Source organism: Gloeothece verrucosa PCC 7822, from assembly GCF_000147335.1.
GTDB classification, from domain to species: Bacteria; Cyanobacteriota; Cyanobacteriia; order Cyanobacteriales; family Microcystaceae; genus Gloeothece; species Gloeothece verrucosa.
In genome coordinates, this window is record NC_014501.1 from 1,512,276 (window position 1) to 1,537,958 (window position 25,683).

The window sequence follows — 25,683 nt, forward strand, 5'->3', positions numbered from 1 at the left end:
AAATCTGTTTTTTGTGATAAATTCTCCTATTAAAAAATACATTTTTACTCAAAAATAAATCGGTTAACTAATGAAAAAATCCCCAAGGTGTGATAATAATTTGGAGGAAAAATGTTTTTATATTTATGAAAATTTTAGTAGTAGAAGATGATAAATTTACAATTGAATTTCTGCAAACAACGCTGACAGTATCGGGATATACAGTGGACTTAGCCAGTGATGGTGAAAGCGGCTTAGAACTAGCCACCTTGTGGAACTATGATTTAATCTTGCTAGACCTACAGCTTCCTAAAGTTGATGGAATCAAGATTTGTCGGCAACTTCGCGCTCTCAAAAACACTACGCCTATTTTAATCTTGACTGTTGAGAGTGAGAACAATAAAATCATTCAAGGATTAGATGCTGGAGCAGATGATTATCTGATCAAACCCTGTGACCCCAAATATCTCATCGCCAAAATTCGCTCCTTAGTACGTCGTAGTAGCGGTTATGATTCCCTATTGAGTTGGGGAGATTTATGTTTAGATCCTGTGTCTACACAAGTCACCTATCAGCAGCAACCGCTTGTCTTACGTCGTCAAGAATACAAACTCCTGAAATTATTTTTAAGAAATCCCCATCGGGTATTTAGCCGCAGCAATATTCTAGACCTTCTTTGGAGTGCAGAAGATTTTCCCTCTGAAAATGCCGTCACCAACTTGATTAAAGACCTACGAAACAAACTGAAAGATTCAGGGATGACAGAAGATTGCATAGAAACCCTTTATGGATTAGGTTATCGGCTCAAAGCTAGACCTGATAAGTTATTGAGCAAGAATCAAGCGGCACGAGACAATAAGTGCGAGAAAAACTTAGAAACTTGTGAAGGGTTAGCTTTAATTAACGAAATGGCGCAACGATTTCGGCTTTCGTTAAGTGAGAGGATATCACTGCTAGAAGAAGCCGTTCAAGAGTTAGCCGCGCCATCTGAGGTGACAACATTGACAGCCAAACCCGAGCAAGCCAAAGAAGAAGCGCACCGTCTGGCAGGAAGTTTAGGAACCTATGGATATATTAAAGGCTCAGAGTTAGCACGTTCGATTGAACAGTTATTAGCCAGAGGTTTAAGCCTTAATAAAACGCAAATTACTCAATTAAAAGAATTACTGACCCAACTCAGACAGGAAACTAACACCCCTGTAAATTTTCCCATCACAAACCTTGAAACCGTTGAAACCATACCGCGCCTATGGGCGATTAATTTAAGTCCTGCCTTAGCAACAGCATTACAGCAAGAAGCATCCCAATGGGAGATACAAGTGGAAGTTGTCCAGGATTGCACAACCGCACAAGATTTGCTCAACAAACAAATTCCCTCAGTTATTTTGCTTAAGGTAAAAGGAGGGACTCAAGATCAAAAGGGGTTGGCTTTATTACGGACCTTAAAAGAACAGTTTCCCCATATTCCCCTATTGACTCTAGCCGAACAGGACAGCTTGAGCCATCGTATTGAAGCCGGGAACTTTGGCAGTGAACGCTATATGGTACAACCGGTCACGGCTACTCAAGTGCTGGAAACCATAACCCAACTCTTGCCACCATCAAACAGCATCGAAGCTAATGTGATCATCGTCGATGACGACCCCACCATGCTCACCGCTTTGAAAAATTTGTTACACCCCTGGGGATTAAAAATCACTGGCTTAACAGAACCGAGTCACTTTTGGGAAGTCGTCACCCAAACCCATCCTGACTTACTGTTGCTGGATATAGAAATGCCTACCTTTAACGGCATTGAACTTTGTCGAGTAGTGCGTCAAGATGCCAACTATAGCGATTTGCCGATTCTAGTGGTAACCGGTCACACTGAGATAGAGTACATCCAACAAGCGTTTGAAGCAGGAGCCGATGATTTGATTCGTAAACCCATAGTGCCTCCGGAATTAGTGGCTCGGGTGCTAGGGCGGCTGGAAAGATCTCGTCTGAGGCAACAATTAGACGACTTACGACGACAGCAATCACAAGATTGGCAGGAGAAAGCTAAAATCGATCCCTTGACTAAAATTGCTAACCGCCTTACCTTTGACGAATTTTTGCAGCAACAGTGGCAATACCATGCTCAGGAACATCAACACCTATCTTTAATTTTTTGTGATGTGGATTTTTTCAAAGCTTACAATGATTGCTATGGGCATTTAGCCGGCGATATGTGCCTCAGACAAATTGCCCGTATCCTCAAAGAATCTGTTCAACCGAACCGGGACCTGCCCGCTCGTTATGGGGGTGAAGAATTCGCCCTGATTTTACCCAATACAGACTTAAAAGGCGCTTTACAGGTTGCCGAACGGATTCAGCACACCCTCGCACAAGTACAAATTCCTCACTCAGCCTCTTGTGTGAGCCAGTTTGTCACCCTGAGTATAGGAATTACCGGTACTGTCCCCACTGAGGGGCACAGGCTCCAAAACCTGGTTAACACGGCTGATCAGGCTCTCTATGCCGCTAAAAAAGCTGGACGTAATACTTACTGCCTCTACCCCTGCCTAAAATGATATTATCTGTCAAAATAAGCTATAAAAGGCTGATTGCTTCTTTTAAGTTTTATGTTTTTCTTGCCGCTAAATCGACCTCTTCCTAAAATTTCGCTGCGATGGGTGCTGATTGTGCCTTTTGTTCTACAAATTGTCGGAGCAGTGGGATTGGTTGGCTATTTTTCTTATCGCAGTGGACAACAGGCTGTGGAAAAATTAGCCGATCAATTGTTAGAAAAGGTGTCAGAGCGGGTCAGCGATCACCTCGATAAATTCTTAGAGGCTCCCCACGATATTGTCGCAACTAATCATTTAGCGGCACAGCAAGGACTCCTAAATATCAAGGATTTGAATCAACTGCAACAACAATTTTGGCAGCAGATCAGGCTGTATCCCTTATTAGGAACCAGTAACTTTTGGAATGAGCAGGGTGAAGCTATCGGGTACGGACGTATCCAATCTACAGACGATTGTGACTTTGCTCGTCAGGTTACCGGAGAAAACATTTCCCTCGGGACTATCTTCTTACAACAAGTTAAAAAAACCCAACCCGATGAACACCTATTCTATCTCGTTGATGGGGAAGGAAAAGCCAGAAAACTTGTTTATAAAGTCGTTAAAGATTACCGCCAGATAGATTGGTATTTATACGGAAAAAAGTCCGGCAAACAAGGTTGGGTACCCATCGCTGTTTCTCAAATTACAGGTAAGTTACAAACAGCAGCAGTCGCTCCCATTTATAATGCGGCTGGACAATTTCAAGGAATGTTTACGAGTATTTTTTCTTTAAGCGATATTAGTACCTTTTTAAATGACTTAAATATTTCCCCATCCGCACAACTTTTTATCATTGAGCGTTCGGGAGATTTAGTGGCCACATCTACCTTAGAAACTCCCCATATCAAGCAAGGAAAACAAACCACAAGATTACCAATTCTCAACAGCACAAATCCGAGTACCCGAGAAATTGCCCAACAGCTACTTAAAAAATTCGGCAGTTTCAAGAATCTACAAAAGACAACACAACTCGATTTATCTGTCCAAAACGAACATCATTTTGTTCAGGTAACTCCCTATCAAGATAAATATGGGTTAGATTGGCTGATTGTGGTGGTTGTTCCCCGGTCAGACTTAATGACAGAAATTAATGATAATGTCTGGCACACAATTATTATATCTAGCTTCATCTTATTGGGAGTAATTATTATCGGAATTTTAACCGCTAACTGGATTGCTCGGCCCATCCGACGATTAAGTCAAGCAAGTCAAGTTTTAGCCGAGGGAAATTGGCAGCATTCTTTGAAACAAGAGAGCGTGATCCGAGAAATTTCGCTTCTTACTCAGTCCTTTAACCTTACTGCCGCACAACTTCAACAGTCTTTTGAACAGATCAAAACCGCCCTACAACAGTCAGAAGAAAAGTTTACCAAAGTGTTTCGCTCTTGTCCCGATCCAATTTCTATTAACAGCCTTATGGGGGGATATTATCTGGACGTTAATGAAAGTTTTTTAGAATTTAGTGAATATACACGCGAGGAAATAATTGGTAAAACGGCGGCCCAATTAAATTTTATTGCTGATGCTCAACAAGATGCCGCGCTGGGAGAGAAGTTACAAAAATATGGGGTGGTTAAGGGGTTTGAATTTGACTACCGCACCAAAACCGGGAAATTGGGAACGGCTTTACTATCAATTGAATTGGTAGAACTCGATGGAGAACTGCGAGTTTTAACAATCTCCAAAGATATTACTGATCGCAAACAACTAGAAATTGCGCTGCAAGCTTCCCAAACCCAACTTGATGACATTCTCAACTATTGCGTAGCCGCCATTACCAGTTTTCGAGTGTTAGCGGATAAAAACTGGAGTATTAACTATCTCTCTGCCGGTTGCCAAGCCATTTCCGGTTATAGCGCCCAAGAACTGAAGGCAGACAAAGACCTCTGGGTTGCTCGTATTGCCCCAGAAGACTGGCAGGCCATTGAAGCAGAATTATTTGCCAACATTTTCGCCCAACAAGTAGGAACTTATGAGTATCGCTTCTATCACAAAAATGGAACCCTGCGCTGGTTCTCTCAAACGAATAGTTCTCGGTGGGATGAAAAGCAAAACTGCTGGATAGTCACCGCCGTAACCTCAGATATTAGCGAGCGCAAACAAACCGAAGAAGCCTTACAAAAAAGTGAATTTCGCTTTCAACAGTTGGCAAGCGCTTCCCCCGGAGTAATTTATACAGTGGTGGAATATCCTGATGGACCGGTACGCTATGAGTATGTGAGTCCTGCCTTTGAAGAAATTCATGAAGTTCCTCTGACAGAAATTCTTAAGGATGCTTCTATAACCATAAACCAGATGCACCCAGATGATTTGAGCGGCTATCAGCAAGCCGTTGTAGAAAGTCTTAAGGAGATGCAACCATTTAGACACGAATGGCGCATTATTACACCTTCTGGCCAAGTAAAATGGATTCAAGCCCATTCCCGACCCGAACGGCGAGAAAATGGGGAAATTGCTTGGCACGGTGTGGTCTTAGATATTACTGAAAAAAAGCAAGTAGAAGCCCAACTGCGAAAAACCGAGCAATGGCTGTGTCAATTTAACTATCATGCTCCCTCAGTCATTTATACGATTGTTCAAGAGGCAGATGGTTTGATCAGGTTTGAGTACATTAGTTCAGCTTGTGAAGCCATTAACGAACTCACCGCCGAACAAGTTTTAGAAAATGCTCATGTCTTGCTTGAGTTAATTCATCCAGATGATCGCGCCACTTATGGGGAGGCGGTGGCTAAAAGTGCCGAGAGTTTAGAACTTTTTGATCATCAATGGCGCATTATAACTCCCTCTGGAAAAGTAAAATGGTTACAGGGAAAATCCCAACCCGAGCGGCGTAGTAATGGCGCAATTGCTTGGTACGGTGTTGTCATCGATATTACCGAGCGCAAACAGATTGAAGCCCGTTTACAAGAACAAGAAATTTTCCTGCGTAGTATTTATGAAGGAGTGGAAGAACCGATTTTTGTGATCGATGTCGATGAAAATGAAGATTTTCGCTTTGTGTCCTTAAATCCCGCCCATCAACGCGCTGTGGGTTTCTCGCTTTCAGAAATTTACGGCAAAACGCCACAAGAAGCTCAAGTTCCTGCCTGGGAGGCTATTACTCAACACTATCGAGATTGTCTGGCCGCTAGAACCACCATTAGCTATCAAGAAAATGTTTTTCTTCATGGCAGAGAAACCTCTTGGTACACCACTTTAACACCGCTTTGTAATCTAGAGGGTCGAATTTTCCGCATTATTGGGACGGCATTGGAGATAACCGAACTCAAACGCACAGAACGCGCCCTAAAACAGGCTCTCCAGCAAATCGACGCTCATTTTGAAAACTCTCCTCTAGGAATCGTTCAATGGGATAAAAGCTTTCATGTTCTTCGTTGGTCAAAACAAGCAGAACAGATGTTTGGTTGGAGTGCAGAAGAGGTAAAAAGTCATTTTTGGCAAGACTGGAATTTTGTTCATCGAGAAGATCAAGATCTTGTTAATGCAGTCACTACTGCCTTTATGAATGGCTTAATTACTAACCAGACTATTATCAATCGTAACGTGACTAAAGAGGGTCGGGTAATGATTTGTCAGTGGGATAGTTCTGCTGTGTTTGATGAAATGGGGAATTTGGTTTCTGTTCTTTCTTTTGTTCAAGATATTACTGAACGCAAACAGGCTGAATTAGAACTCCAAAAACAAAAAGAACTGCGGGAAACGATTTTTAATGAGTCTACCGATGCAATTTTTTTGGTCGATCCCCACACATTACTGATCACTGATTGTAATCGTCGAGCCGTAGAGTTATTTGAAGTGCCGAGTAAAGATGACCTCATTGGTACAGAAGGCCGCAGTCTTCAGCGTTATCCCTTCACGACAGAAGAAATCGAGCAGATTACTCAAGAAATGGATGAAAAAGGTTTCTGGAGTCTGGAACTTGAATATATCACCGGCAAAGGCAATTTATTTTGGGGAAACATAGCCGCCAAACCTTTTGTTATTGCTGATATGAGGGTTAATCTAATACGAGTGACAGATATTAACACTCGCAAACGGGCACAAGAAGCTTTAAGAGAGAGTGAAGAACGCTTTCGTCGTGCTTTTGAAGATGCCGCCATTGGTATGGCCTTAGTCAATCTTCATAGGAGATTTCTAAAAGTCAATCGTTCTCTATGTGAAATGATCGGATATAGTGAAGCAGAACTGTTAAGGCTAACTTTTGAGGATATTACCCACCCTGATGACCTCGAGACAAACTTAGCCGCCCTTGAGCAGATGTTAAAGGGTGAATATAGCACTTACCAAGTGGAAAAACGTTATCTTCATCAAGAAGGCCGTCTAATTTGGGCAATCTCGAGCGTCTCTCTCATCAAGGACCAAGACCATCTTCCCCTTTATTATGTGGTTCAGATCCAGGATATTAGTGAGCGTCATAAACTTGATCGTATGAAGGATGAATTTATCTCGATTGTCAGTCATGAACTCCGCACCCCTCTGACAGCTATTCGGGGTTCTCTGGGAATTTTAGAAAGCGGCGTGCTAAATGATGAGCCGCTAACCGCTAACCGTATGCTCAAAGTGGCCTTAAACAATAGTGAGCGTTTAGCTCGTCTGGTTAATGATATTCTCGATCTTGAACGTTTAGAATCCGGAAAAACTGAGCTTGTTATGAAACCTTGCCAGGTGAGTGACTTAATGGAACAAGCTGTAGAATCGGTTGAGGCGATCGCCAATCTAGCCTCTATTAGGATCAATTTTACTGCTGTGGAGGCTCAAGTTTGGGCAGATTTTGACGCAATTGTGCAAACTCTGATCAATCTTCTCGGTAATGGGATCAAATTTTCTGATCCAGGGAGCATGATTTGGTTAAAAGCACAAAGGAGCAATGGGGAATGGGGATTACAAAAAAGCGAAAATTTCCCCCATCTTGGCTCAAGTTATCTGCTCTTTTCCATCGAAGACCAAGGACGAGGTATTCCGTCTGACAAACTTGAGAGTATTTTTGGCAGATTCCAACAAGTTGATGTCTCAGATTCTCGTCAAAAAGGAGGAACCGGTTTAGGATTGGCTATTTGTAAAAGTATTATTGAGCAGCATAACGGAAAAATTTGGGTAGAAAGTGTAGTAGGCCAAGGAAGTATTTTTTATTTTACGTTGCCTTTATGGGAACAAGAACCGCCGCACGATATGTAAGGAACTGAAAATAATGACTAAACGCATTTTAATTGTGGATGATGACCAAGATATTCGAGATGTTGCTCAAGTGGCTTTTGAAAAGTTTGCTCGCTGGGAAACCATCACGGCAGCATCAGGGGCCGAAGGCTTAGAAAAAGCGAAAATGAACGCACTTGATGCGATTGTTTTGGATGTATCGATGCCGGATATGGACGGTTTTTCTGTGTTTGAAAAACTGCAAGCAGATCCCCTCACTGAACGGATTCCGGTGGTGTTATTGACGGCTAAAGTCTTAGCCAGTGATCGCCAACGTTTTGCCCAAATGGGGGTAGCCGGCGTGATCACCAAACCCTTTAACCCTCTGACAGTTTGGACTGAAGTCGCCGTTCTTTTAGGATGGGATGATGACCACAAAAGTTAATCCTTGCTGTGGCCTGTGTTTTAGCTTTTAAGGCTGTCCTAACCGCAGGAGCGGCTGCTAGATGAAACTCAGGTCAAGAGAGCCATTTTTTTTCCTGTTCTTATAAAATTCTTATAATTTTTTGCTATTTGTATCATATCAAGCGTAATGATTTCAGAGAGCGTTACCTTTTAAGTAACGCTTTTTAACCTCTAGCATCGCTCTTATAATTAATTGTCTGATTGTTTGAAAAGTCGGGGGTCCCTAATGGGGAGATTACAATAGAAATACCATCCAGTCTCACCAAGGCTATGCTACTGAAATATAATCCTCTAGCTTGTTTACCCTCTGCTGAAGACCTCCCTGACTCCGACGATACCCCGGTGGATAATCAATTACAACATCTGATCCCTACTTTATTAGAAATTACTCTAGCCTTAATTTGGTCAGAGAGGATGGATTGGTTTTTTGGGGTAAATACGGGCATTTATTATGACCCCGATGAACCGGCCATCGTTCCTGATGGGTTTTTAAGTTTAGGGGTTTCCCGCATTATTGATGAAGATTTACGCTTATCTTATGTCCTTTGGGAAGAACAAAAAGTTCCCATTTTAGTGTTAGAGGTAGTTTCTCAAAAACGACGAGGAGAATACACTAACAAGAAAAAATTATACCAAAAAATAGAGGTTTTATATTATGTTGTTTATAATCCATTACGTAAAAAGAAACCTCGTTTAGAAGTGTATAAATTGGAAAAGGGTGAATATCAATTACAACGAGGTGAGCCGGTTTGGTTGCCTGAATTAACTTTAGGAATCGGCAGAGAACAAGGAATATATCAAGGCATTAACCGAGAATGGTTATATTGGTATGATCAACAGGAAAAGCGTTATTTAACCCCTGAAGAAAGCATTTTAGAAGCACAACAACAAGCCCAAGCCGCACAAGAAAAAGCCAAACGCTTAGAAGAACGCTTGCGAAGCTTAGGAATTGACCCCAATGAAGAAATTTAAGTAGGGATTTCAAACAAACTTAATTGAATATATTTATTAGACGGGTTCTCTTCAACTTGTGGATTCAAACGGATTAAAGATTCATGGTCTTCAAACCAAAGTTCTGAACTGCCGGCATATTTATGATCAGCCATTAACCATTGTTGAAACACTTCTTCTCTGCCATCATTAGGCTGAACTAATTGATAAACTCTAACTCTTTTTTTCTGCAAACTTTCACAGCGAATACAGGTTAAACTATAACCGATTTTATCTAAAAGCTGCCGAATAATAGTCACTGGACTTGCATTTTTAGCAATGCCAATGCCTAGAATAGTTTTAATTTCTAAACGATTAGAAAGAGCGAGAGCCGCCATAGCCTTTAAATCTTCATCAATATTGCGTAACTCTCGTTGTGGATCAGCTAAAAGCACAGGAATACCTAAGACTTCCATTGTGCCAATAGCCGCCCCCATCTGAGAGCCATTAAAATCGGGAAGAAAGAGACTACCATGACCTATTTGAAGTAATTTTTTTGCCACTATTGTATCTCTATCTGCCAAAAAAGAACGACCTATTGTCAGAAAATAATGTAATCGGAGTTGTTGATACCATCCTTGGTCATCTTGAATAACTAATTGAGCCGTCACGGGAATTCCATAACGTTTTTTTAAATCAAATTTTCTTAATTCTCGTCTTTGGGTAGCTGTTTTAACGAGACTTTTGTTTAAGCTAAAATATTCTTGTTCATTGAGATTTTTCGCTTGGGCAATTGCTTCACATTCAGCCTGATAATTTTGTTTTCTAACTTCATTAATGGCTTCTGTTAATTGATTTTGAGACGGAGAAGCTTTCTGACTTTCTTGCTTTAAAGATAATTCTTGAGGTGAGCGAGTAACTTTGATTATTGGATGATTTTCTGCTTGCAGGATCGCTAATACTGCCTCTCGATAATTGATCATTGAGGCGTTAACCCTAACTGCCATTTTCGCCCAACAGAGTAATGATTCCGCTTGAAATCCCGTATCAAAATCGTCTATAGAGTCAAAATCGGCTTGTTGTAGCAGCCGCATATTCAGTTGAGTTAAACGATGTCCAGAAGTGAGTAAATTAGGAATAGATGTGGAACCATTTCCGATCTGATTAAACCCATAATTAGCTACCCATATATAGCGAGGAATATTATCTCTAATTCGGCTCAATCCCTGACAGACAGAGGAAGAAGTTTGTATGCCTTGGGCAATGCACCACACCGAGGTAAAATGCCCTTTTAAATCAATACTGACTCCGGTTTCAATGGAAGGACTACATAAAACTACGTCATAGTTGACTAAAATTTCATCGAGATGGGTAATGCAGTTATAAGCCGCTTGAGTCGGATCGGCTAAAGATTCTGAATCTAGACGCAGTATTTTCAGTGTTGGGAATTGTTTTTTTAAATAAGCTTCTAAGCTTAAAGTTCCCCATTGACTGGTTAATTTTTGTGCTGATAAACAAATAAAGGGTTTGCCGCCTTGCTGAATATGTTTGACTAAATCTTTTACCAATTTTTTGGGAGTCGTATCTTGATAATTATAGACTTTCCAGGTATTATTTTCTTCGGGTTTCCATTGGTTATCAATAATATAAGGAAGAAACGACACCCCCGCTAAATTCATGAGATAGTTAAGGGAAATATCACTCAAGTCGGCATCGGCAATAAAAACTTTTCCTTCTCCCCCTAAAACATTTTGCATGAGGGTTTTTAAAGATTTCAAAATAGCCACTCGATTTCCTTTACAAGTATCTGAGTTTAACCCATGCCAAAGCACTTGCTCCACTTCATCAATAATGACCACTCCATTTGACCAATTAGCGGCTTGAAATTGAGCTTGAGAATGGGGATGAAGCGAATCAAGACATAATCCATAGCCTAAGCATTGGTGGTCAGTCTTATCCCGAACTTCAGTAATATATTTAATTCCGAAGCGATGACATAATTCTTCCACCAATTTGACCCGATGTCCGATGACTAAAACCCATTGCTGACGTGATAAAGCTTGCTTGACAATCTTTTCAAGAAATTGTGTTTTGCCGGTTCCTTTTGGGGATTTAATGGCGATCAGTTTTTCGTTTTCAGGAATAGAAATATTGTCAAGATATCGACAGTTAAGTTCTAAGCTAGGATGATAAGTTAGTTGAGATAATTGTTGGGCTTTCCAGGTATCTAAGGACACCGCTTTTTTATAGGCTAAATCAAAAGCTTTTTGTCCTTCATTAGCCATTAAATCATCTACGCCTTTTCCTTGTTGAGGGTTCCAAGTAATGACTTTAACCGTACAAGCGGCTTGAGTTAATAAATAACCTAATTTGCGGATGGCACTATTCACCGCTTTGATGGTAGAAGGTTTAGTATCTTGATCAAAAGTAATGTAAATTTGTCGCCCTGGGGTGGCTAATTTTTCTAATTGGGGAATGAGGCGAGATTTGCCGATGCGTTCCCCTTGTTCATTTTTCGGGGTACGATAACCATTATGAACCCCAGGAAGGGCAATAGCCGCATAACCGGCACTGAGTAATGCTCCTGCTTTTTTGGCTCCTTCTGTAATACATAACGGAATAGTAGGATTCTCCATTAACCACTGCCAAAATTGCCTATTATCTTGACTTTTATGCGTATTCTGTGGTATATTATCTATCCCTGAACGATGAGCGATTTGTTGCCAAAGATGTGGCGGGACGCGCAAAGCAAACAGCCCGCTAGGGGTTGCCGGCGGATGTTCATATTTAATCAGTTTGTTGAAACTCGAGCGCGGAAATTTGGGTTTAAAGCAGCCCCACAAGTCATCTTCGCCGGTGAGTAAGTCAACACCCGAACACCACCATCCCCCCTCTTGAGTATGTTGATAGCGTTTAAGAATGTAGCTACTGACTCGTCCATCGTTGCGCCTGGGGAGTTCATCAGAGTAAAGGAGATATTCTTGAGCGATAGAACCCTCTAAAGCATTGACATTGAGTCGGGTTAATTGTTCATCGACACCACTTTTTTGCCACTCTAATAGATAGTTCATCGCTTAACTCCGGGGATCAATTCAACCTGATAACCCTATATATAGCGTTTTTAAAAAAAATTTTTCACATTTATACTATACATAGGGATGTTTATTATAGCAGAGTTGGGAAATTAGTGATATTAAATCAACAGAAACTAGACAAGGCTTTAGGGAAGGTAATGACGGCTCAACAAAGGCAGCAACTCTCATGTTATCTGTTTGATAGGATTGATTCTACCAATGAAATCCTCGCTCAACTGATAGAACAAGGAACTCAGCCGCCAATGGTAGCCATAGCCACTGAACAAACTGCTGGTAGGGGGCAATGGGGCAGAAAATGGCAATCTCTGCCGGGGGGACTATATTTATCGATGGCTTTAAGGGTTGAAATTGCTGCACAGGATGCCCCTCATCTCACCTTATTTACCGCAGCCGGAATTGCCGAGACGCTGCGGCGTTACCATATTCCGGTTGGGCTGAAATGGCCCAATGATTTAATCTTAAAGGGACGCAAACTAGGCGGCATTAAAAGCGAAACTCGGATAAATCAAGGCCTGATTACTTCTGCCGTCATCGGGGTGGGCATCAATTGGACAAATCCCGTCCCAGAAGTAGGCATTAATTTACAATCTTATCTTCAAGAGCAGCCAACAGCCTCGATAAACTCTTTAGAAGAGTTAGCGGCTCTCACCATTGGCGGGATTTTAGCAGGATATGAACGTTATATTCAAAAAGGAATAGAAATCATCTTGGATGACTATTTAAAATGCTTGCAAAGTCTAGGTAAGAAAGTTATGGTAAATGGGAGCTTAGGAACTGTAGTGGGCGTAAGCAGCCAAGGAGAATTACAAGTTCGCCTGTACTCCCCTGGTGCAATGACACAACTGTCTCTACCACCTGGTACAATAACTCTTGGCTATGATTAAGACTATAGATAGAAAAAAATCAAAGATGTTCCTGACCCCCCTGTGGGTTAAATTCCAACCCTAATCCGATCACGTTTAAAGTTTAGTGTGAGAAGTGAGGAGAAAATGTTACGAAAATCTTCCCAGGGATTTAATCCCTTCAATAGTTTCTCGAGTTCCCTAATGCTCAAAGGCAGTACAGCGTTTCTCGGTGCCATCAGTCTCTTGAGTAGCGGCTTAATTTTCACGCCACAGCGAGTAGGAGCAACCGATGATGTGGTAGTGATTCCAGAAACTTCTGCCCCTACAGCAGCAGCAGAACCAGTTGCAGCACCGCCTGCCACTCAAACACCGGTCATTATTCCTAAAGCTAGACCCCAAATAGCACCTGAACGAACCACCATTGTTAAACCTGCGGCTCCTTTAAAACCGGTAATTTTTAAAGTCGAACCTAAACCGGCACCGGTAAAAGCGCCTAATAGCGCCAACAATCAAGTACAATTATCGGCCCCGAGAATTTCAGTTCCCCAGGTTAAACAGGTATCTAGCCCAATCATGCCCCAAGTTCAAACGGGCAACAATCAGAATTTCGCTAATGGGATAGAGACGGGCAAAAATACCTACATTGACACGGCTCAATATGGGGGCAATGCTCCTAACACCTATTCGGCTCCGGCAGCAGTGGTATTAACAGAGCGCTCTACCGGCTGTCAAACCATTTCCCAAAATGGCGGTTTAAGCGGTGGATGCGGCGCGGTTTCTCGACGACAGTCGCCTGAACAGACGAGAATGAGTAGAATAGCGGCCACAACACAAAAAGCGATGCCTCCCCGAAATTTGACCATCGCTCGTTCTTTAACCGTTGCCAGACAATATAATCAGCCCACTGCGCCGAGCCGAAATTTGATTGCTTCGAGTGATATTAAGAGTATCCGAGTGGCACAGCCAATTTATTCAACCCTAGTCACCCAACCGGTTAATACAACACCTCAAAGAATCAATGACTCTCAAGTGGTGAGCTTGCAACCCATTGAAATGAATGGGCTAAAAATTGCGCTTGCTCCTGTTCCCCGCTACAACCGTTCAGCCGAAATGGGGATAGAGACACAAGCGGCTCCCACAACTCATAAAACTGACCTAATCTTTCCTTTACCCATTCCCGCGAGAATTACCTCAGCCTTTGGCTGGCGGGTTCATCCCATCACAGGAGGAGGCAGAATGCACGAAGGAACAGATATTGGCGCTCCTCTGGGTACCCCTGTGTTAGCGGCTTATCCGGGTGAAGTCGCGGTAGCTGGTCCTGTAGGGGGTTATGGATTACTGGTTATTTTACGCCATTTAGACGGTAAGCAAGAGTCTCGTTATGGTCACCTCTCGGAAATTTATGTACAACCGGGTCAACAGGTAGAACAAGGCGCTGTCATTGGACGGGTTGGAAGTACCGGATTTTCAACCGGGCCTCACCTCCATTTTGAATGGCGATATCTAACACAAGACGGTTGGGTAGCTGTGGATGCTGGAACTCATCTAGAGTATGCTTTAGAAAACTTGATTGAGTCTATGTCAGTAGCCAACAAAACTACCCCTAACAAACAAGGCTAAGGAAAATCTTTTTTGAGATAGAGTCAATAAACATCACTAAGCCATTTTAGCCGCCCGATTTTACCGAAAAGTCGGGTTGTTTCTTGGGTTTAATTATTAAATAATAAGTTTATATCCCTTTGTTTTAACTAAAGCTGTTATTAGCAGCTTAAATTCAATGCCACAGCCATCTCCCTCGGTTTTTGAATTCGAGGTTATCACCCTTAATGCAGTAGGTCAGGAGATAAACCGTTATCATAGTGTCACCCAATCTACACTTTTCAATCTAGATAATGATGTCACCTTAGAAATGGTTGTCATTCCTGGTGGAACTTTTCTGATGGGTTCACCAGATACAGAAGAAGGTTCCCATCCGTCTCAGGGTCCACAACATTTAGTGACTGTCAAGCCCTTTTTAATGGGTAAATATCCCATTACCCAAGCGCAATGGCAAACCGTCGCTAAATTCCCAAAAGTGAATCAACCGCTTAACCCCAACCCCTCGAACTTTCAAGGCCATAACCGTCCTGTAGAACAGGTGTCTTGGTACGAGGCCCAGGAATTTTGTGCTAGGTTATCTCAATATACGGGTTATCATTACCGCTTACCCAGCGAAGCGGAGTGGGAATATGCTTGTCGCGCGGGCACTCTTACGCCTTTCCATTTTGGAGAAACTATGACAACTCAATTAGCCAACTATTCAGGCGTAAATTGGGAGTATAATGGCAAGATTTGCAGTAAAGGTTATTATGGCAACGGACCTTTAGGAGAAGATCGCAGAGAAACCACCCCCGTAGACTATTTCAAAGCCGCTAATCAATTTGGGTTATATGATCTGCATGGTAATGTCAGAGAATGGTGTGCTGATTATTGGCATGATAATTATACTGGAAGTGCAACAGATGGTTCAGTATGGATACTCAATGGCGATGAAACTAAACGTGTGCTAAGAGGGGGGTCTTGGAATACTGGACCAAAAAAATGTCGTTCGGCTTATCGAGTGAAATTTTCCCCGGATGCTTCTTTATATGATCTTGGGTTTCGTGTCGTTTATTGATAGTTAATTATGACCGCTTTGACTGCTCTTTTGCCGGCTGTTATTCCAGTGGGTTTTATTATTTTGATTGGGGTTATTGCTAGCAAATTTTTACCATTAGAATTACAAACCCTAAATCAACTCACAGTTTATATTCTTGCCCCGGCTTTAGTCGCTGATGGTTTATATAGAACGACTCTATCGGTTCAAAGTGCCAGCAGTTTATTAGTGGGCTTTACCTTAATTTCTCTTCTGGTTTACAGCTTAGTTTATATTGTTAGTAAACTGTTTAAATTGTCTTCCGAAACCGAAAAAAGTTTGCTAGCCACTAGCTTACTTCCCCAATAATGGAAATATGGGGTTACCGGTGATTGCTTTCGCTTTAGGACAGGAAGGATTAGAACGGGCTATTATTTATATGATTGGCTCTAGTATTTTGCTGTTTGGTATTGCGCCGGCTTTGTTAAAAGGGGAAGGGTTTAGTTATGGTCTTCGCATGACTCTAAAACTCCCTTTAATTTGGGCTATGGTGGGCGGTTTAAGTTTACGGGTATTCTCTATTCAGCTTCCTTTTGGGCTAGATACAGCGATTGAGCAATTGGGTGCTTCTGCTATCCCTTTAGCTTTAATTATTTTAGGAATGCAGTTATCTAATACTCAGTTTAAATTAAAAAAATATGAAATTTTAGCCACCGGAATTCGTTTATTCATTGCTCCTTTAATTGCCTATGGAGTTGGTTATTTTTTAGGGTTAAAGGGGTTAGATTTACAGGTCTTAATCTTACAAACTGCTATGCCAGCCGCCGTTAATAGTGTGGTTTTAGTAACTGAATTTGGCGGCGATGCTCATAAAGTAGCGCGGACTATTGTTGTGACAACGATCGTTAGTTTTTTGACGCTTCCTATGGCTCTCTGGTTATCTAAATAAAGTCAAAATCAAAAAAATTATCGTTTAGACAATACCTCTTCATAGCGCTTTCCGGATTGTTCCCAAGTATATTCTTGCTCAATTAAATCTCGTCCGTTACGGGATAATTCGGCTCTCAATTGTGCATCTTCAAATAAGCGGCTAATCTGCGTTACATATTCCTCAATACGATTAGCCCGTAAGGCCCTAATAGGAACATCAGAACTATCTACCTTTAATCCTTCTAACCCGCGATCACTAGCCACAACTGGTACACCCGCCGCCATCGCTTCTAGGGTTTTATTTTTAATACCAAAACCCGACCGCATAGGCACAACACAAACAGTCGCCTGATGTAAATATTCTGCCATAGAAGGCACTCGACCGGTTACCGTAATTCCAGGACGTTGAGCTAATTCTAGTACAGCCGGTGAGGGTTTGGAACCGAGGATCACTAGGGTAGTATCAGGATATTTTTCTTGTAAAATCGGCAAAATTTCTAAACTAAAAAATCTTGCCATATCAATATTTACTACATAGTCCATCAGGCCAGCAATAATTAATTGATGTCCCCCTGGATCGACTTGACGATAGGGGAAAAGCTCAAGATCAACGCCATTAGGAATAATGGTAATCTCTCCTGGAGGATTAAATAATTGTATCTGAGTTCGGTCTTCTTCGGTCGTTACAACAAGATTTGAGAACTTTTGACAAAATTTTTGCTCATAGCGTTTGAGTAAAGGAAGATAAAAGCGATCACGCAAGGGATTTTCTGCGGTATTAGTTTCTAGTTGATTTAAGCAAGTTTTATAGACAGAACTATGAATATTAACGACGGTTTTTAACGCCTGTTTCCATTCAGGACGAACATAAATTTGATTAACACTATGTTCGCAGGTGATTACATCATAACTTTTTTGGGCAACGGCCAGGTCGAGCCACTGCTGAATTTCGGGATTATAGATAAATAAAACATTAGGGGGTGTTCCCTCCCGCCAAAATTGTATTAATCGTTTAATTTTGCTATTGAGATTTTTTTCAACGGAGTCCCGACGCGGGAATATTTTTAATTCTTTTACCCATTGCTGTAATTCTTCAATTTGGCTCGCACTGACATCGAGTCCTTTTTGAGTTATTAAAGTAATCTCATGGTTTTGAGTTAAATATTTTAATAAATTAAAAGTTCTTACTGGTGTTCCTCCTAGGCTTGGAGGATAAGGAAAAGTCGAAGATAACATTAAAATTTTCATAATTTTTCTTCCTTATACCCTTTTTTTTAAAAACCTAAATATCTGATATAATTAAAAATTAACTTTTCTATCTTCCACCATCATTTTAACAATATCAGGCATTTTATATTGCGCTTTCCATCCTAATTGTTCTCTTGCTTTAGCTGGATTTCCTCGACTAATCGCTAAATCAGTGGGTCTTAATAAACTTTGATCAGTGATCAGATGATCTTGCCAGTTTAACCCGACACAAGCAAACGCTTCAGCAACAAATTGTTTTAAAGAATAACTTTGCCCTGTAGCAATTACATAATCATTGGGTTGCTCTTTTTGTAACATCAAATACATGGCTTCTACATATTCAGGGGCCCATCCCCAATCTCTTTCAATACTAATATTCCCTAAATGCAGAGTTTCTCTAATTCCTTGAGCGATATCACAAGCCGCCGCAATGATTTTCTGTGTCACAAATCTTTCAGGCCTTAAAGGTGACTCATGATTAAAAAGAATACCAGAACAAGCAAAGATTCCATAAGCTTCTCGGTAGTTGGCGACTTCCCAAAAAGCCGTTGCTTTAGCTACTGCATAGGGACTTCTCGGACGAAAAGGCGTGCTTTCAGTAGCGGCTGTATCTCCAATATCTCCAAAACATTCACTCGAGCCGGCGTTATAAAACTTGATCGGGGCACCAGTAAAACGAATGGCTTCTAAAAGATTTAATGTTCCTGTAGCAATACTTTCTAGAGTTTCTACGGGTTGCTCAAAAGAAAGTCCTACCGAACTTTGTCCAGCTAGATTATAGACTTCATCAGGTTGGACTTTTAACAAGACCTGTAAAACACTCCGAAAATCATTAGAAGCCATCGATACTAATTTAATTTTCTCTTTAATTCCTAGACGAATTAAATTGCTGAAAGAGGACATTTGAGCATCCCGTGATGTGCCGCAAACTTCATAACCTTTATTGAGCAGCAATTGAGCTAAATAAGCCCCATCTTGTCCTGATACCCCGCAAATTAAAGCTTTTTTAGTCATTAGTTATTAGTCATTAGTCATTAGTTATTAGTTATTAGTCATTAGTCATTAGTCATTAGTCATTAGTCATTAGTCATTAGGTAGCTCTTGCTTGTGTCCATTAGTTGTGATATCAGACCTCAGATTTGGGAGTAATCAATGTTTTTAGGACAGCTTCTAAGTAACCGATTTGTCCATAAGCATAGACTAAATTGCTAAAACATATAGCCGGATTTGTAATATTTATTAAAGATTTATAGAGTCCCCTAAGTAAGCGTTCTCCACCTCTTCCTAATCGGCTAATTTCTGCTCGGTTAACTATTTCTTCTCGATAACATTCGCTTACCCCTTGCCACCAGCTACGTTGCAAAAACCACTGTCTGTTGAGTCGTTCTGGAGCAACATGATGAGCGACTAGGGCTTCAGGAAGATAAGCCACTTGCCAACCCCCTTTAAGCGCTAATTCGGTCATAAATAATTCTTCATTGGATAACAATTTTGTGCCCACTCGTCCTAAATTCGGATCAAAGCCGCCAATCTGTTCTAAAAAAATTCGCCGAATCGAGTAATTTAGCCCTCTTGGGGTTAATCCAGGTTGGTCAATATAAAGAATTTTATCTCCTAAATTATAAGCGCCTAACCCGACGGCTAAATCATCGGATAGCCATTGGGGAGGTGTGACTCCTTCTGGCCAAATCAAGGTTACTTTGCCCCCTGCGATCGCTAAAGAGTCATTTTTAGCATAAGCTTCGATAATCACTCTCAGCCATTGGGGACTAGCCACAGCATCATCATCTAGATAAGCTAAAATCGGAGCGGTTGTGGCTTTAGCTCCTGTATTACGGGCTACTGATAATCCTAAGATCGGTTCATACAGATAATTCAGACTTGGATGGAATAATCGAGTTTCTATGACTTGTTTTGTGTGATCGGTTGAGCCATTATCTACCACTAGCACTTCGAAGTTGTCACACTCTTGAGTTAATAAACTATCAATAGCAGCACCTAGATAGTTAGCTCGATTATGGGTACAGATAATAGCGGCAATCTGAGGCTTGACCATAAGTCTACCAGACAAATTTTTTAGGGTTTGGATGTTTTGGCATTGAGCAACAACTGTAGGACTTACGCACCATAACCCAATTTTATGGGTTTGAGATTCCGAGCTATAGCGAAGAATGACATAAACTCGTTAGTGCGCGTTTCTGAGTGCGTAACTCCTAAACTGCTCTCTAGCTAGAACCCTTTGTTCCCCAGTATATTCGATTAACGACCTAACTCGTTCATTTATTGCAACTTCTTCACTCGGCGGGTTTGTTCCTCGCTTTTCTGGTTGCCCTATTTTATTGATCCTAGAAATGACAATACCGCCCTGATCACAAATCAGAGCGGCTAGTTACTGAAAAGCGTTGTCCTAAAAAGATTATTGTTCTAAGACTAAACGATTTGTCTTGTGAGTGACTCTAGCTAAAGTTAGAAAGTCCTGTGATCGAACCTTTTTTGAGCAACACTCTCCACACCACACCTTAACTCCCCAACCCTTACCTCTGAGTAATAGCTGTTGAGCTATCTGAGGAAGAATTTTTCTTTATGCCAATATTTAAGCATATAGTTAGGTTTACTTGCGTAGCAACAGATACAATGCTAACCCGACATTTCTAACATTCTAGAAATCGGACGTAAAGCCGCCACTCGGATATCTTCGGGTAAAGTCAGCGAGGGGGTTTGATTTTTCATGGCTAAATAAAGCTTCTCTAAGGTATTAAGTCTCATGTGAGGACATTCGTTACAAGCGCAACTATTGTTGCCGGGTGCAGGAATAAAGTGTTTTGATGGTGCTTCTTTTCGCATTTGATGAATAATACCGGGTTCTGTGGCCACAATAAAGGCTTGACTAGAACTTTTCTGAGAGTAACTCAAGAGTGCTGTTGTTGAGCCAATATAATTAGCATGGCGCAAGACGGATGGTTCACATTCAGGATGAGCAATAAATTCGGCTTCTGGATGTTCGATCAGCAGTTGAGCGATTTTCTTTTCTGAGAAAGTTTCATGAACGATGCAACTCCCTTGCCATAGGACTAATTCCCGCCCGGTTTGCTCCATGACATAACGCCCTAAATTTCGATCAGGAGCAAAGATAATCGGTTGATCTCGCGGGATTTGGCTGACGATTTTTACCGCATTAGAACTTGTACAGATAATATCGCTCATGGCTTTGATCTCGGCACTACAGTTAATGTAAGACACCACCAAATGATCCGGATGAGCGGCTTTAAATTTCGCAAATTCTTCAGGAGGACAACTATCGGCTAAAGAGCAACCCGCCTCAAGGTCCGGTAATAGCACCAGTTTGTCAGGGTTAAGGATTTTAGCGGTTTCTGCCATAAAGTGAACCCCGGCAAATACGATCACATCCGCTTTCGTGCCGGCTGCTTGCTGTGAAAGTCCTAAAGAATCACCGATATAGTCAGCTATATCTTGAATTTCTGGATCTTGATAGTAATGAGCCAAAATTACAGCATTTAATGAGCGTTTTAGGTCATTTATTGCTGCAAACAGGTCATAAGGCAGGAAAGGGCTTGAGGATTTTTGTTCAGGTCTTACAATTGTAAACACAGTCGTGCTTTACTCTCTCGCAGTTGGGCTAGTTATGGTTAAAATTACCATAATAAAATTGATAATTTTATTATAGTACCATATTCCAGTCACGCGCCAAATGAAGAATCTTAAATTAAAATGAACAACGTGCTTTACACAGAATAAACTAAGTTTTGGGATAACAAGTCACCCCAAAACAGTTATAAAATCAGGGTTTTTAAAATCTTTATGGATTTAATACTAGAGAACGCCTTAACTTACCGGTAAGCCTCTTCCAGGTTAACACCCTCCAGGTTAGCGCCCTCTAGTACAGCATTGATCAGGTAAGCAAAAGCCACGTTAACATTCTTGAGGTTAGCACCTGTCAGGTCAGCAAAGGTCAGGTCAGCCTCTTCCAGGTTAGCACCCTCGAGCTTAGCATCATCGAGATCACTTTCCCGCAGCACAGCACTGTACAGGTTAGCACCTGCCAGGTTAACACCTCTTAGGTCAGCATACTCCAGGTCAGCATAGGTCAAGTCGCAATTGGGACAGTTTCCAAAACTTAGCAAAGTCTTCAAATCTGACTGGGAGTAAGCATTCGCTCTTTGAAGACCCTAAGAGGGTAAAAGATAATAAAACAGCGATACAGAAAGCAGCTAGGAATTTTAAGGTTTGTATTGCTACATTAAACATCTTTTAACCTAAAAACCGTTGATATAGCTAAAATATAATACTCATATCAGGTTTTAAGTTAATCTTAACAATAAAGTAACAACTATAGCGGTATTTGTCCTGCAAAACCTGCTATCAATAAATAGCGACTGTAATCGTCAAAGATCAAGCTATGTACGAAAAAATTACACCCCCCACCACAGGCTCTAAAATTACCTTTTCTGACGGTAAGCCTATCGTTCCTGACGATCCGATTATTCCCTTCATTCGTGGTGATGGAACAGGGGTAGACATTTGGCCCGCTACAGAAAAAGTTATCGATGCTGCGGTAGAAAGTGCCTATGGTGGAAAAAGAAAAATTAATTGGTTTAAGGTCTATGCCGGTGATGAGGCCTGTGATCTCTATGGGACTTATCAATATTTACCCGATGATACCCTCACCGCCATTAAAGAATATGGTATTGCCATCAAAGGCCCTTTGACAACGCCTATCGGTGGTGGTATTCGTTCCCTTAATGTCGCTTTACGGCAAATCTTTGATTTATATGCTTGTGTTCGCCCCTGTCGTTATTATCAAGGAACCCCTTCTCCTCACAAAAACCCGGATAAACTCGATGTGATTGTTTATCGGGAAAATACAGAAGATATTTATTTAGGAATTGAATGGCGAGAAGGAACAGAACTTGCCGATAAACTGATTCATTATCTCAATGAAACTTTAATTCCGGCCACAAAAGAACATGGGAAAAAACAAATCCGTCTAGATTCGGGAATTGGAATTAAACCCATTAGTAAAACCGGTTCACAGCGTCTGGTTCGCCGCGCCATTGAACAGGCTTTGCGCTTGCCAAAAAACAAGCAAAAAGTGACCTTAGTTCATAAAGGCAATATTATGAAATATACCGAAGGCGCGTTTCGGGATTGGGGTTATGAATTAGCCACCAGTGAATTTAGAGATGTTTGTGTCACCGAAAGAGAATCTTGGATTCTCAGTAATAAAGAAAAGAATCCGGATTTAACCATTGAAGAAAATGCCCAACAAGTTGAACCCGGATATAATGCCCTGACTGCCGAAAAGAAAGCCGAAATCTGTGCAGAAGTCCAAGGGGTTCTCGATGCAATTTGGGAAACTCATGGTCAGGGAAAATGGAAAGATAAAATTATGGTGGATGACCGTATTGCAGATAGTATTTTTCAACAGATTCAAACCCGTCCGGATGAATATTCTATTTTAGCCACCATGAACCTTAATGGGGATTATTTATCAGATGCGGCTGCCGCTATTGTCGGGGGTTTAGGCATGGGACCAGGCGCTAATATTGGGGATACCTGCGCGATTTTTGAAGCCACTCATGGTACGGCTCCCAAACACGCGGGATTAGATCGAATTAATCCAGGTTCAGTGATTCTTTCTGGAGTCATGATGTTAGAATATATGGGCTGGCAAGAAGCCGCAGATTTAATTAAAAAAGGCATCGGCGGTGCAATTTCTAATCGAGAAGTGACTTATGATTTAGCTCGTTTAATGGACCCACCGGTGCATCCTCCGCTCAAATGTTCTGAGTTTGCTCAGGCAATTATTAATCATTTCAAAGATTAAGTATTATGAGCTAGGGGCGTACAAAAGTGCGCCCTTGTATTAAGCAGCTTATTAACTCAATAAACGCTTTTTAAACTCTTCAGCCTCTTTAGGATTAGGAATTTTTTTCGCTAAAGTTTGAACGAAGTCAACATTAGAAATTGTCGGATTTTTATTGACCAGACGTTGACAGACAATAGAAGCTACAGGCCCAATATACTCAGCCAATTCCTGTTGACAACGAGAAACAAAATGAGTTTCTATGGGAAGTTGAGTAACAGAATGATTAGTCTGATTAGTTTCAACATAGGTGAGTTGTTGTTCAGGTTGGGAAATGGGAACTGGCGGCTGTGGAGCAAAGGATTGACTGGGGTGCGGAACTCGTTCCGCACTAACAGAAGTTTTTGACTGTTGAGATCCAAATGCTGGGGAAGTTTGACTGAAATCTTGCCGAGTTTGGGAAGCGGAACTATCTCCCAAATTGAGCAAATGATAGAGTTTCATTAATTGTTCGAAAATCGCGTCGGCTGAGGGGGGGCGTTGAGAGGGTAAACGCGCCATCATCCGCTCCAAAAAATTGGCAAATTCAGGAGAAAGATTCGGGACGTACTCCCGCCAACAGAGTTCATCCTTCTCAAAATCATACAATTCACTAGGATGCTTTCCGGTCAATAGATAGACCATCGTTCGTCCCAGAGCAAAAAAATCGGATTGAGGCATTGCTTGACCGTTTAATTGTTCTATGGGACTGTAACCGGCTGAAAATAACCCTGTCACTTGACCGGCTGATTGTTTAGACATATAAGTTTCTGTGACTTCCCGGGCTGTGCCAAAATCAATTAAGACTAACTGCCCATCTGAGCGGAGCATAATATTAGAGGGTTTAATATCTCGGTGAAAAAACCTTTGGTTATGAATTTCTCTTAAAATTTTTATTAATTGAATCAGCCATTTAATTGCCTGTTTTTGGCTGATACTAGAGCCTCTCTGTTGGAGATACTGTTTTAGGTCTAACCCCTCTATTTTCTCCATCACCAGACAGTGTAAGGGTTCAGAGCTATTGTAAGGAAAATAAGTGAAATAACCATCCGGCTCAACTTTGGGGATGCCGGGCGATTTAAACCGCATGAGAAAATGGGCTTCGCGTTGGAAAAGCTCAACGTATTTAGGATGATTATGATTGAGAACTTTGAGAACTTTTTTCTGGATTTGAATCTCCTGCAAATTCTGAGGACTACAGTCTCTAATTTCATAAGTTTTACCAAAGCCGCCTCCCCCTAGCTGTTTATTGACGCGGTAGCGCCCATCTAAAAGCAATTCCGAGTTACAAGCTTGACAGAATAGCTGTGTATCCTCATTATGAGGGTTAGGACAGTTTGGGTTAATACAGAGATTTTTACACTGGCTCATCCGTCATGATCAAAAGTTAATCTTGCTCTACTTTCAGGCTCCCCCGCCTCGACGGAGGATTCTCAGTTGATCGACACATTTGACAATTGCCTATCCCTTACGGGCAATTGTTAAACCTTCTAGCCGTTCTAGTGAACCAGTTAGCAAGCCTAACTTAGACAACTCCAGAGGGCTTGATTTTCATCAGCAACTGAGTAGGCTCGTTACCTACGGTTTCAGTGTGCCTCATCTGAGTTTTAAGACTTTAATTTTTTAAGTTGTCTGGGTTGGTGATCAAAGATGATGCACTTTGCTGGGTAATGGTATATTTTAACATTTATTTGGCTAAGGTCGAGAACAAGTTCCCTCGGCTCGACATTTTATTATATGCAGAACTCTGGAAAATATTTATCGATTTGTTGTCTAGATTGCATCTGTTGTCTGATGATCTGGGTACTCTAATGATACTCATTTTGTAAGATTCAGCAACAAGCCGCTCATTTCCTCATAAACTTTACAATTCGTAATGATTTCCTGTAGAATTGTTAAGGAGGTGAAAGAAGTCACAACATTGATAGACTCCCATCAATGATAAGTTCTATCTATAATCAATAGTAGAGCCACCAGAACTTTTTCACTTTCC

The 25,683-nt window shown here is 41.3% G+C and carries 15 protein-coding genes and 1 pseudogene; 9 read left to right on the forward strand and 7 right to left on the reverse strand.

Going from position 1 to position 25,683, the window contains the following annotated elements; genetic code table 11:
* Positions 1-125: 125 nt before the first annotated feature.
* The 4 genes from CYAN7822_RS06755 (at position 126) to CYAN7822_RS06770 (ending at position 9,137) form a co-directional block, all read left to right on the forward strand.
* Complete coding sequence (locus tag CYAN7822_RS06755; RefSeq protein WP_013321492.1) at positions 126-2,531, forward strand: response regulator; 2,406 nt, start codon at positions 126-128, stop codon at positions 2,529-2,531.
* A 51-nt stretch (positions 2,532-2,582) separates the two neighbouring features.
* The gene (locus tag CYAN7822_RS06760; RefSeq protein WP_013321493.1) at positions 2,583-7,742 is read left to right on the forward strand and encodes a PAS domain S-box protein; all 5,160 of its coding nucleotides are present in this window, start codon (positions 2,583-2,585) and stop codon (positions 7,740-7,742) included.
* A gap of 13 nt (positions 7,743-7,755) precedes the next feature.
* Positions 7,756-8,145 carry a response regulator gene (locus CYAN7822_RS06765; RefSeq protein WP_013321494.1) on the forward strand — a complete coding sequence of 130 codons (390 nt, stop codon included), beginning with the start codon at positions 7,756-7,758 and terminating at the stop codon, positions 8,143-8,145.
* 290 nt (positions 8,146-8,435) lie between these two features.
* The gene (locus CYAN7822_RS06770; RefSeq protein ID WP_013321495.1) at positions 8,436-9,137 is read left to right on the forward strand and encodes a Uma2 family endonuclease; all 702 of its coding nucleotides are present in this window, start codon (positions 8,436-8,438) and stop codon (positions 9,135-9,137) included.
* Here the strand turns inward: CYAN7822_RS06770 and CYAN7822_RS06775 are convergent.
* A complete protein-coding gene (locus tag CYAN7822_RS06775) occupies positions 9,134-12,166 on the reverse strand; it encodes a plasmid replication protein, CyRepA1 family (RefSeq protein WP_013321496.1) in 3,033 nt (1,010 codons plus the stop codon). The two genes, CYAN7822_RS06770 and CYAN7822_RS06775, sit on opposite strands and share 4 nt — an antisense overlap.
* 161 nt (positions 12,167-12,327) lie before the next feature.
* On the opposite strand from CYAN7822_RS06775, the gene CYAN7822_RS06780 reads away from it, so the two are divergent.
* The 4 genes and pseudogenes from CYAN7822_RS06780 to CYAN7822_RS06795 all read left to right on the forward strand — a co-directional run bounded on the left by CYAN7822_RS06780 (position 12,328) and on the right by CYAN7822_RS06795 (position 16,598).
* Positions 12,328-13,074: a biotin--[acetyl-CoA-carboxylase] ligase gene (locus CYAN7822_RS06780; protein ID WP_013321497.1), complete on the forward strand. Its 747-nt coding sequence runs from the start codon at positions 12,328-12,330 to the stop codon at positions 13,072-13,074.
* Between the two features lie 105 nt (positions 13,075-13,179).
* Complete coding sequence (locus CYAN7822_RS06785; protein WP_013321498.1) at positions 13,180-14,655, forward strand: M23 family metallopeptidase; 1,476 nt, start codon at positions 13,180-13,182, stop codon at positions 14,653-14,655.
* A 157-nt stretch (positions 14,656-14,812) separates the two neighbouring features.
* Positions 14,813-15,691 (forward strand): formylglycine-generating enzyme family protein, encoded by an 879-nt coding sequence (locus CYAN7822_RS06790; RefSeq protein ID WP_013321499.1) that lies wholly within the window; start codon positions 14,813-14,815, stop codon positions 15,689-15,691.
* An 18-nt stretch (positions 15,692-15,709) separates the two neighbouring features.
* Positions 15,710-16,598, forward strand: a pseudogene (locus CYAN7822_RS06795) (AEC family transporter).
* Positions 16,599-16,615: 17 nt separating this feature from the next.
* Here the strand turns inward: CYAN7822_RS06795 and CYAN7822_RS06800 are convergent.
* The 5 genes from CYAN7822_RS06800 to CYAN7822_RS06820 all read right to left on the reverse strand — a co-directional run bounded on the left by CYAN7822_RS06800 (position 16,616) and on the right by CYAN7822_RS06820 (position 21,936).
* Complete coding sequence (locus CYAN7822_RS06800; protein WP_013321500.1) at positions 16,616-17,827, reverse strand: glycosyltransferase family 4 protein; 1,212 nt, start codon at positions 17,825-17,827, stop codon at positions 16,616-16,618.
* A gap of 51 nt (positions 17,828-17,878) precedes the next feature.
* Positions 17,879-18,841 carry a GDP-mannose 4,6-dehydratase gene (locus CYAN7822_RS06805; protein WP_013321501.1) on the reverse strand — a complete coding sequence of 321 codons (963 nt, stop codon included), beginning with the start codon at positions 18,839-18,841 and terminating at the stop codon, positions 17,879-17,881.
* A 112-nt stretch (positions 18,842-18,953) separates the two neighbouring features.
* Complete coding sequence (locus tag CYAN7822_RS06810; RefSeq protein WP_013321502.1) at positions 18,954-19,883, reverse strand: glycosyltransferase family 2 protein; 930 nt, start codon at positions 19,881-19,883, stop codon at positions 18,954-18,956.
* 581 nt (positions 19,884-20,464) lie between these two features.
* The gene (gene nadA, locus CYAN7822_RS06815) at positions 20,465-21,436 is read right to left on the reverse strand and encodes a quinolinate synthase NadA (RefSeq protein ID WP_013321503.1); all 972 of its coding nucleotides are present in this window, start codon (positions 21,434-21,436) and stop codon (positions 20,465-20,467) included.
* A gap of 239 nt (positions 21,437-21,675) precedes the next feature.
* Complete coding sequence (locus tag CYAN7822_RS06820; RefSeq protein WP_013321504.1) at positions 21,676-21,936, reverse strand: pentapeptide repeat-containing protein; 261 nt, start codon at positions 21,934-21,936, stop codon at positions 21,676-21,678.
* Between the two features lie 308 nt (positions 21,937-22,244).
* Between CYAN7822_RS06820 and CYAN7822_RS06825 the strand changes: the two genes are divergently transcribed.
* Positions 22,245-23,672, forward strand: coding sequence for an NADP-dependent isocitrate dehydrogenase (locus CYAN7822_RS06825; protein ID WP_013321505.1), 1,428 nt, complete (start codon positions 22,245-22,247; stop codon positions 23,670-23,672).
* A gap of 51 nt (positions 23,673-23,723) precedes the next feature.
* Here CYAN7822_RS06825 and CYAN7822_RS06830 read toward each other — a convergent pair whose 3' ends face one another.
* Entirely contained in the window at positions 23,724-25,061 is a 1,338-nt protein-coding gene (locus CYAN7822_RS06830) for a serine/threonine protein kinase (RefSeq protein ID WP_013321506.1), read from the reverse strand.
* Between the last annotated feature and the right edge of the window lie 622 nt (positions 25,062-25,683).

What these genes read in the sequence shown, in the direction of transcription:
- CYAN7822_RS06755 (WP_013321492.1), top strand. Translation starts at nt 126, where the DNA reads ATGAAAATTTTAGTAGTAGAAGATGATAAATTTACAATTGAATTTCTG.
- CYAN7822_RS06760 (WP_013321493.1), top strand. Translation starts at nt 2,583, where the DNA reads ATGTTTTTCTTGCCGCTAAATCGACCTCTTCCTAAAATTTCGCTGCGA.
- CYAN7822_RS06765 (WP_013321494.1), top strand. Translation starts at nt 7,756, where the DNA reads ATGACTAAACGCATTTTAATTGTGGATGATGACCAAGATATTCGAGAT.
- CYAN7822_RS06770 (WP_013321495.1), top strand. Translation starts at nt 8,436, where the DNA reads ATGCTACTGAAATATAATCCTCTAGCTTGTTTACCCTCTGCTGAAGAC.
- CYAN7822_RS06775 (WP_013321496.1), bottom strand. Translation starts at nt 12,166, where the DNA reads ATGAACTATCTATTAGAGTGGCAAAAAAGTGGTGTCGATGAACAATTA.
- CYAN7822_RS06780 (WP_013321497.1), top strand. Translation starts at nt 12,328, where the DNA reads ATGACGGCTCAACAAAGGCAGCAACTCTCATGTTATCTGTTTGATAGG.
- CYAN7822_RS06785 (WP_013321498.1), top strand. Translation starts at nt 13,180, where the DNA reads ATGTTACGAAAATCTTCCCAGGGATTTAATCCCTTCAATAGTTTCTCG.
- CYAN7822_RS06790 (WP_013321499.1), top strand. Translation starts at nt 14,813, where the DNA reads ATGCCACAGCCATCTCCCTCGGTTTTTGAATTCGAGGTTATCACCCTT.
- CYAN7822_RS06800 (WP_013321500.1), bottom strand. Translation starts at nt 17,827, where the DNA reads ATGAAAATTTTAATGTTATCTTCGACTTTTCCTTATCCTCCAAGCCTA.
- CYAN7822_RS06805 (WP_013321501.1), bottom strand. Translation starts at nt 18,841, where the DNA reads ATGACTAAAAAAGCTTTAATTTGCGGGGTATCAGGACAAGATGGGGCT.
- CYAN7822_RS06810 (WP_013321502.1), bottom strand. Translation starts at nt 19,883, where the DNA reads ATGGTCAAGCCTCAGATTGCCGCTATTATCTGTACCCATAATCGAGCT.
- CYAN7822_RS06825 (WP_013321505.1), top strand. Translation starts at nt 22,245, where the DNA reads ATGTACGAAAAAATTACACCCCCCACCACAGGCTCTAAAATTACCTTT.
- CYAN7822_RS06830 (WP_013321506.1), bottom strand. Translation starts at nt 25,061, where the DNA reads ATGAGCCAGTGTAAAAATCTCTGTATTAACCCAAACTGTCCTAACCCT.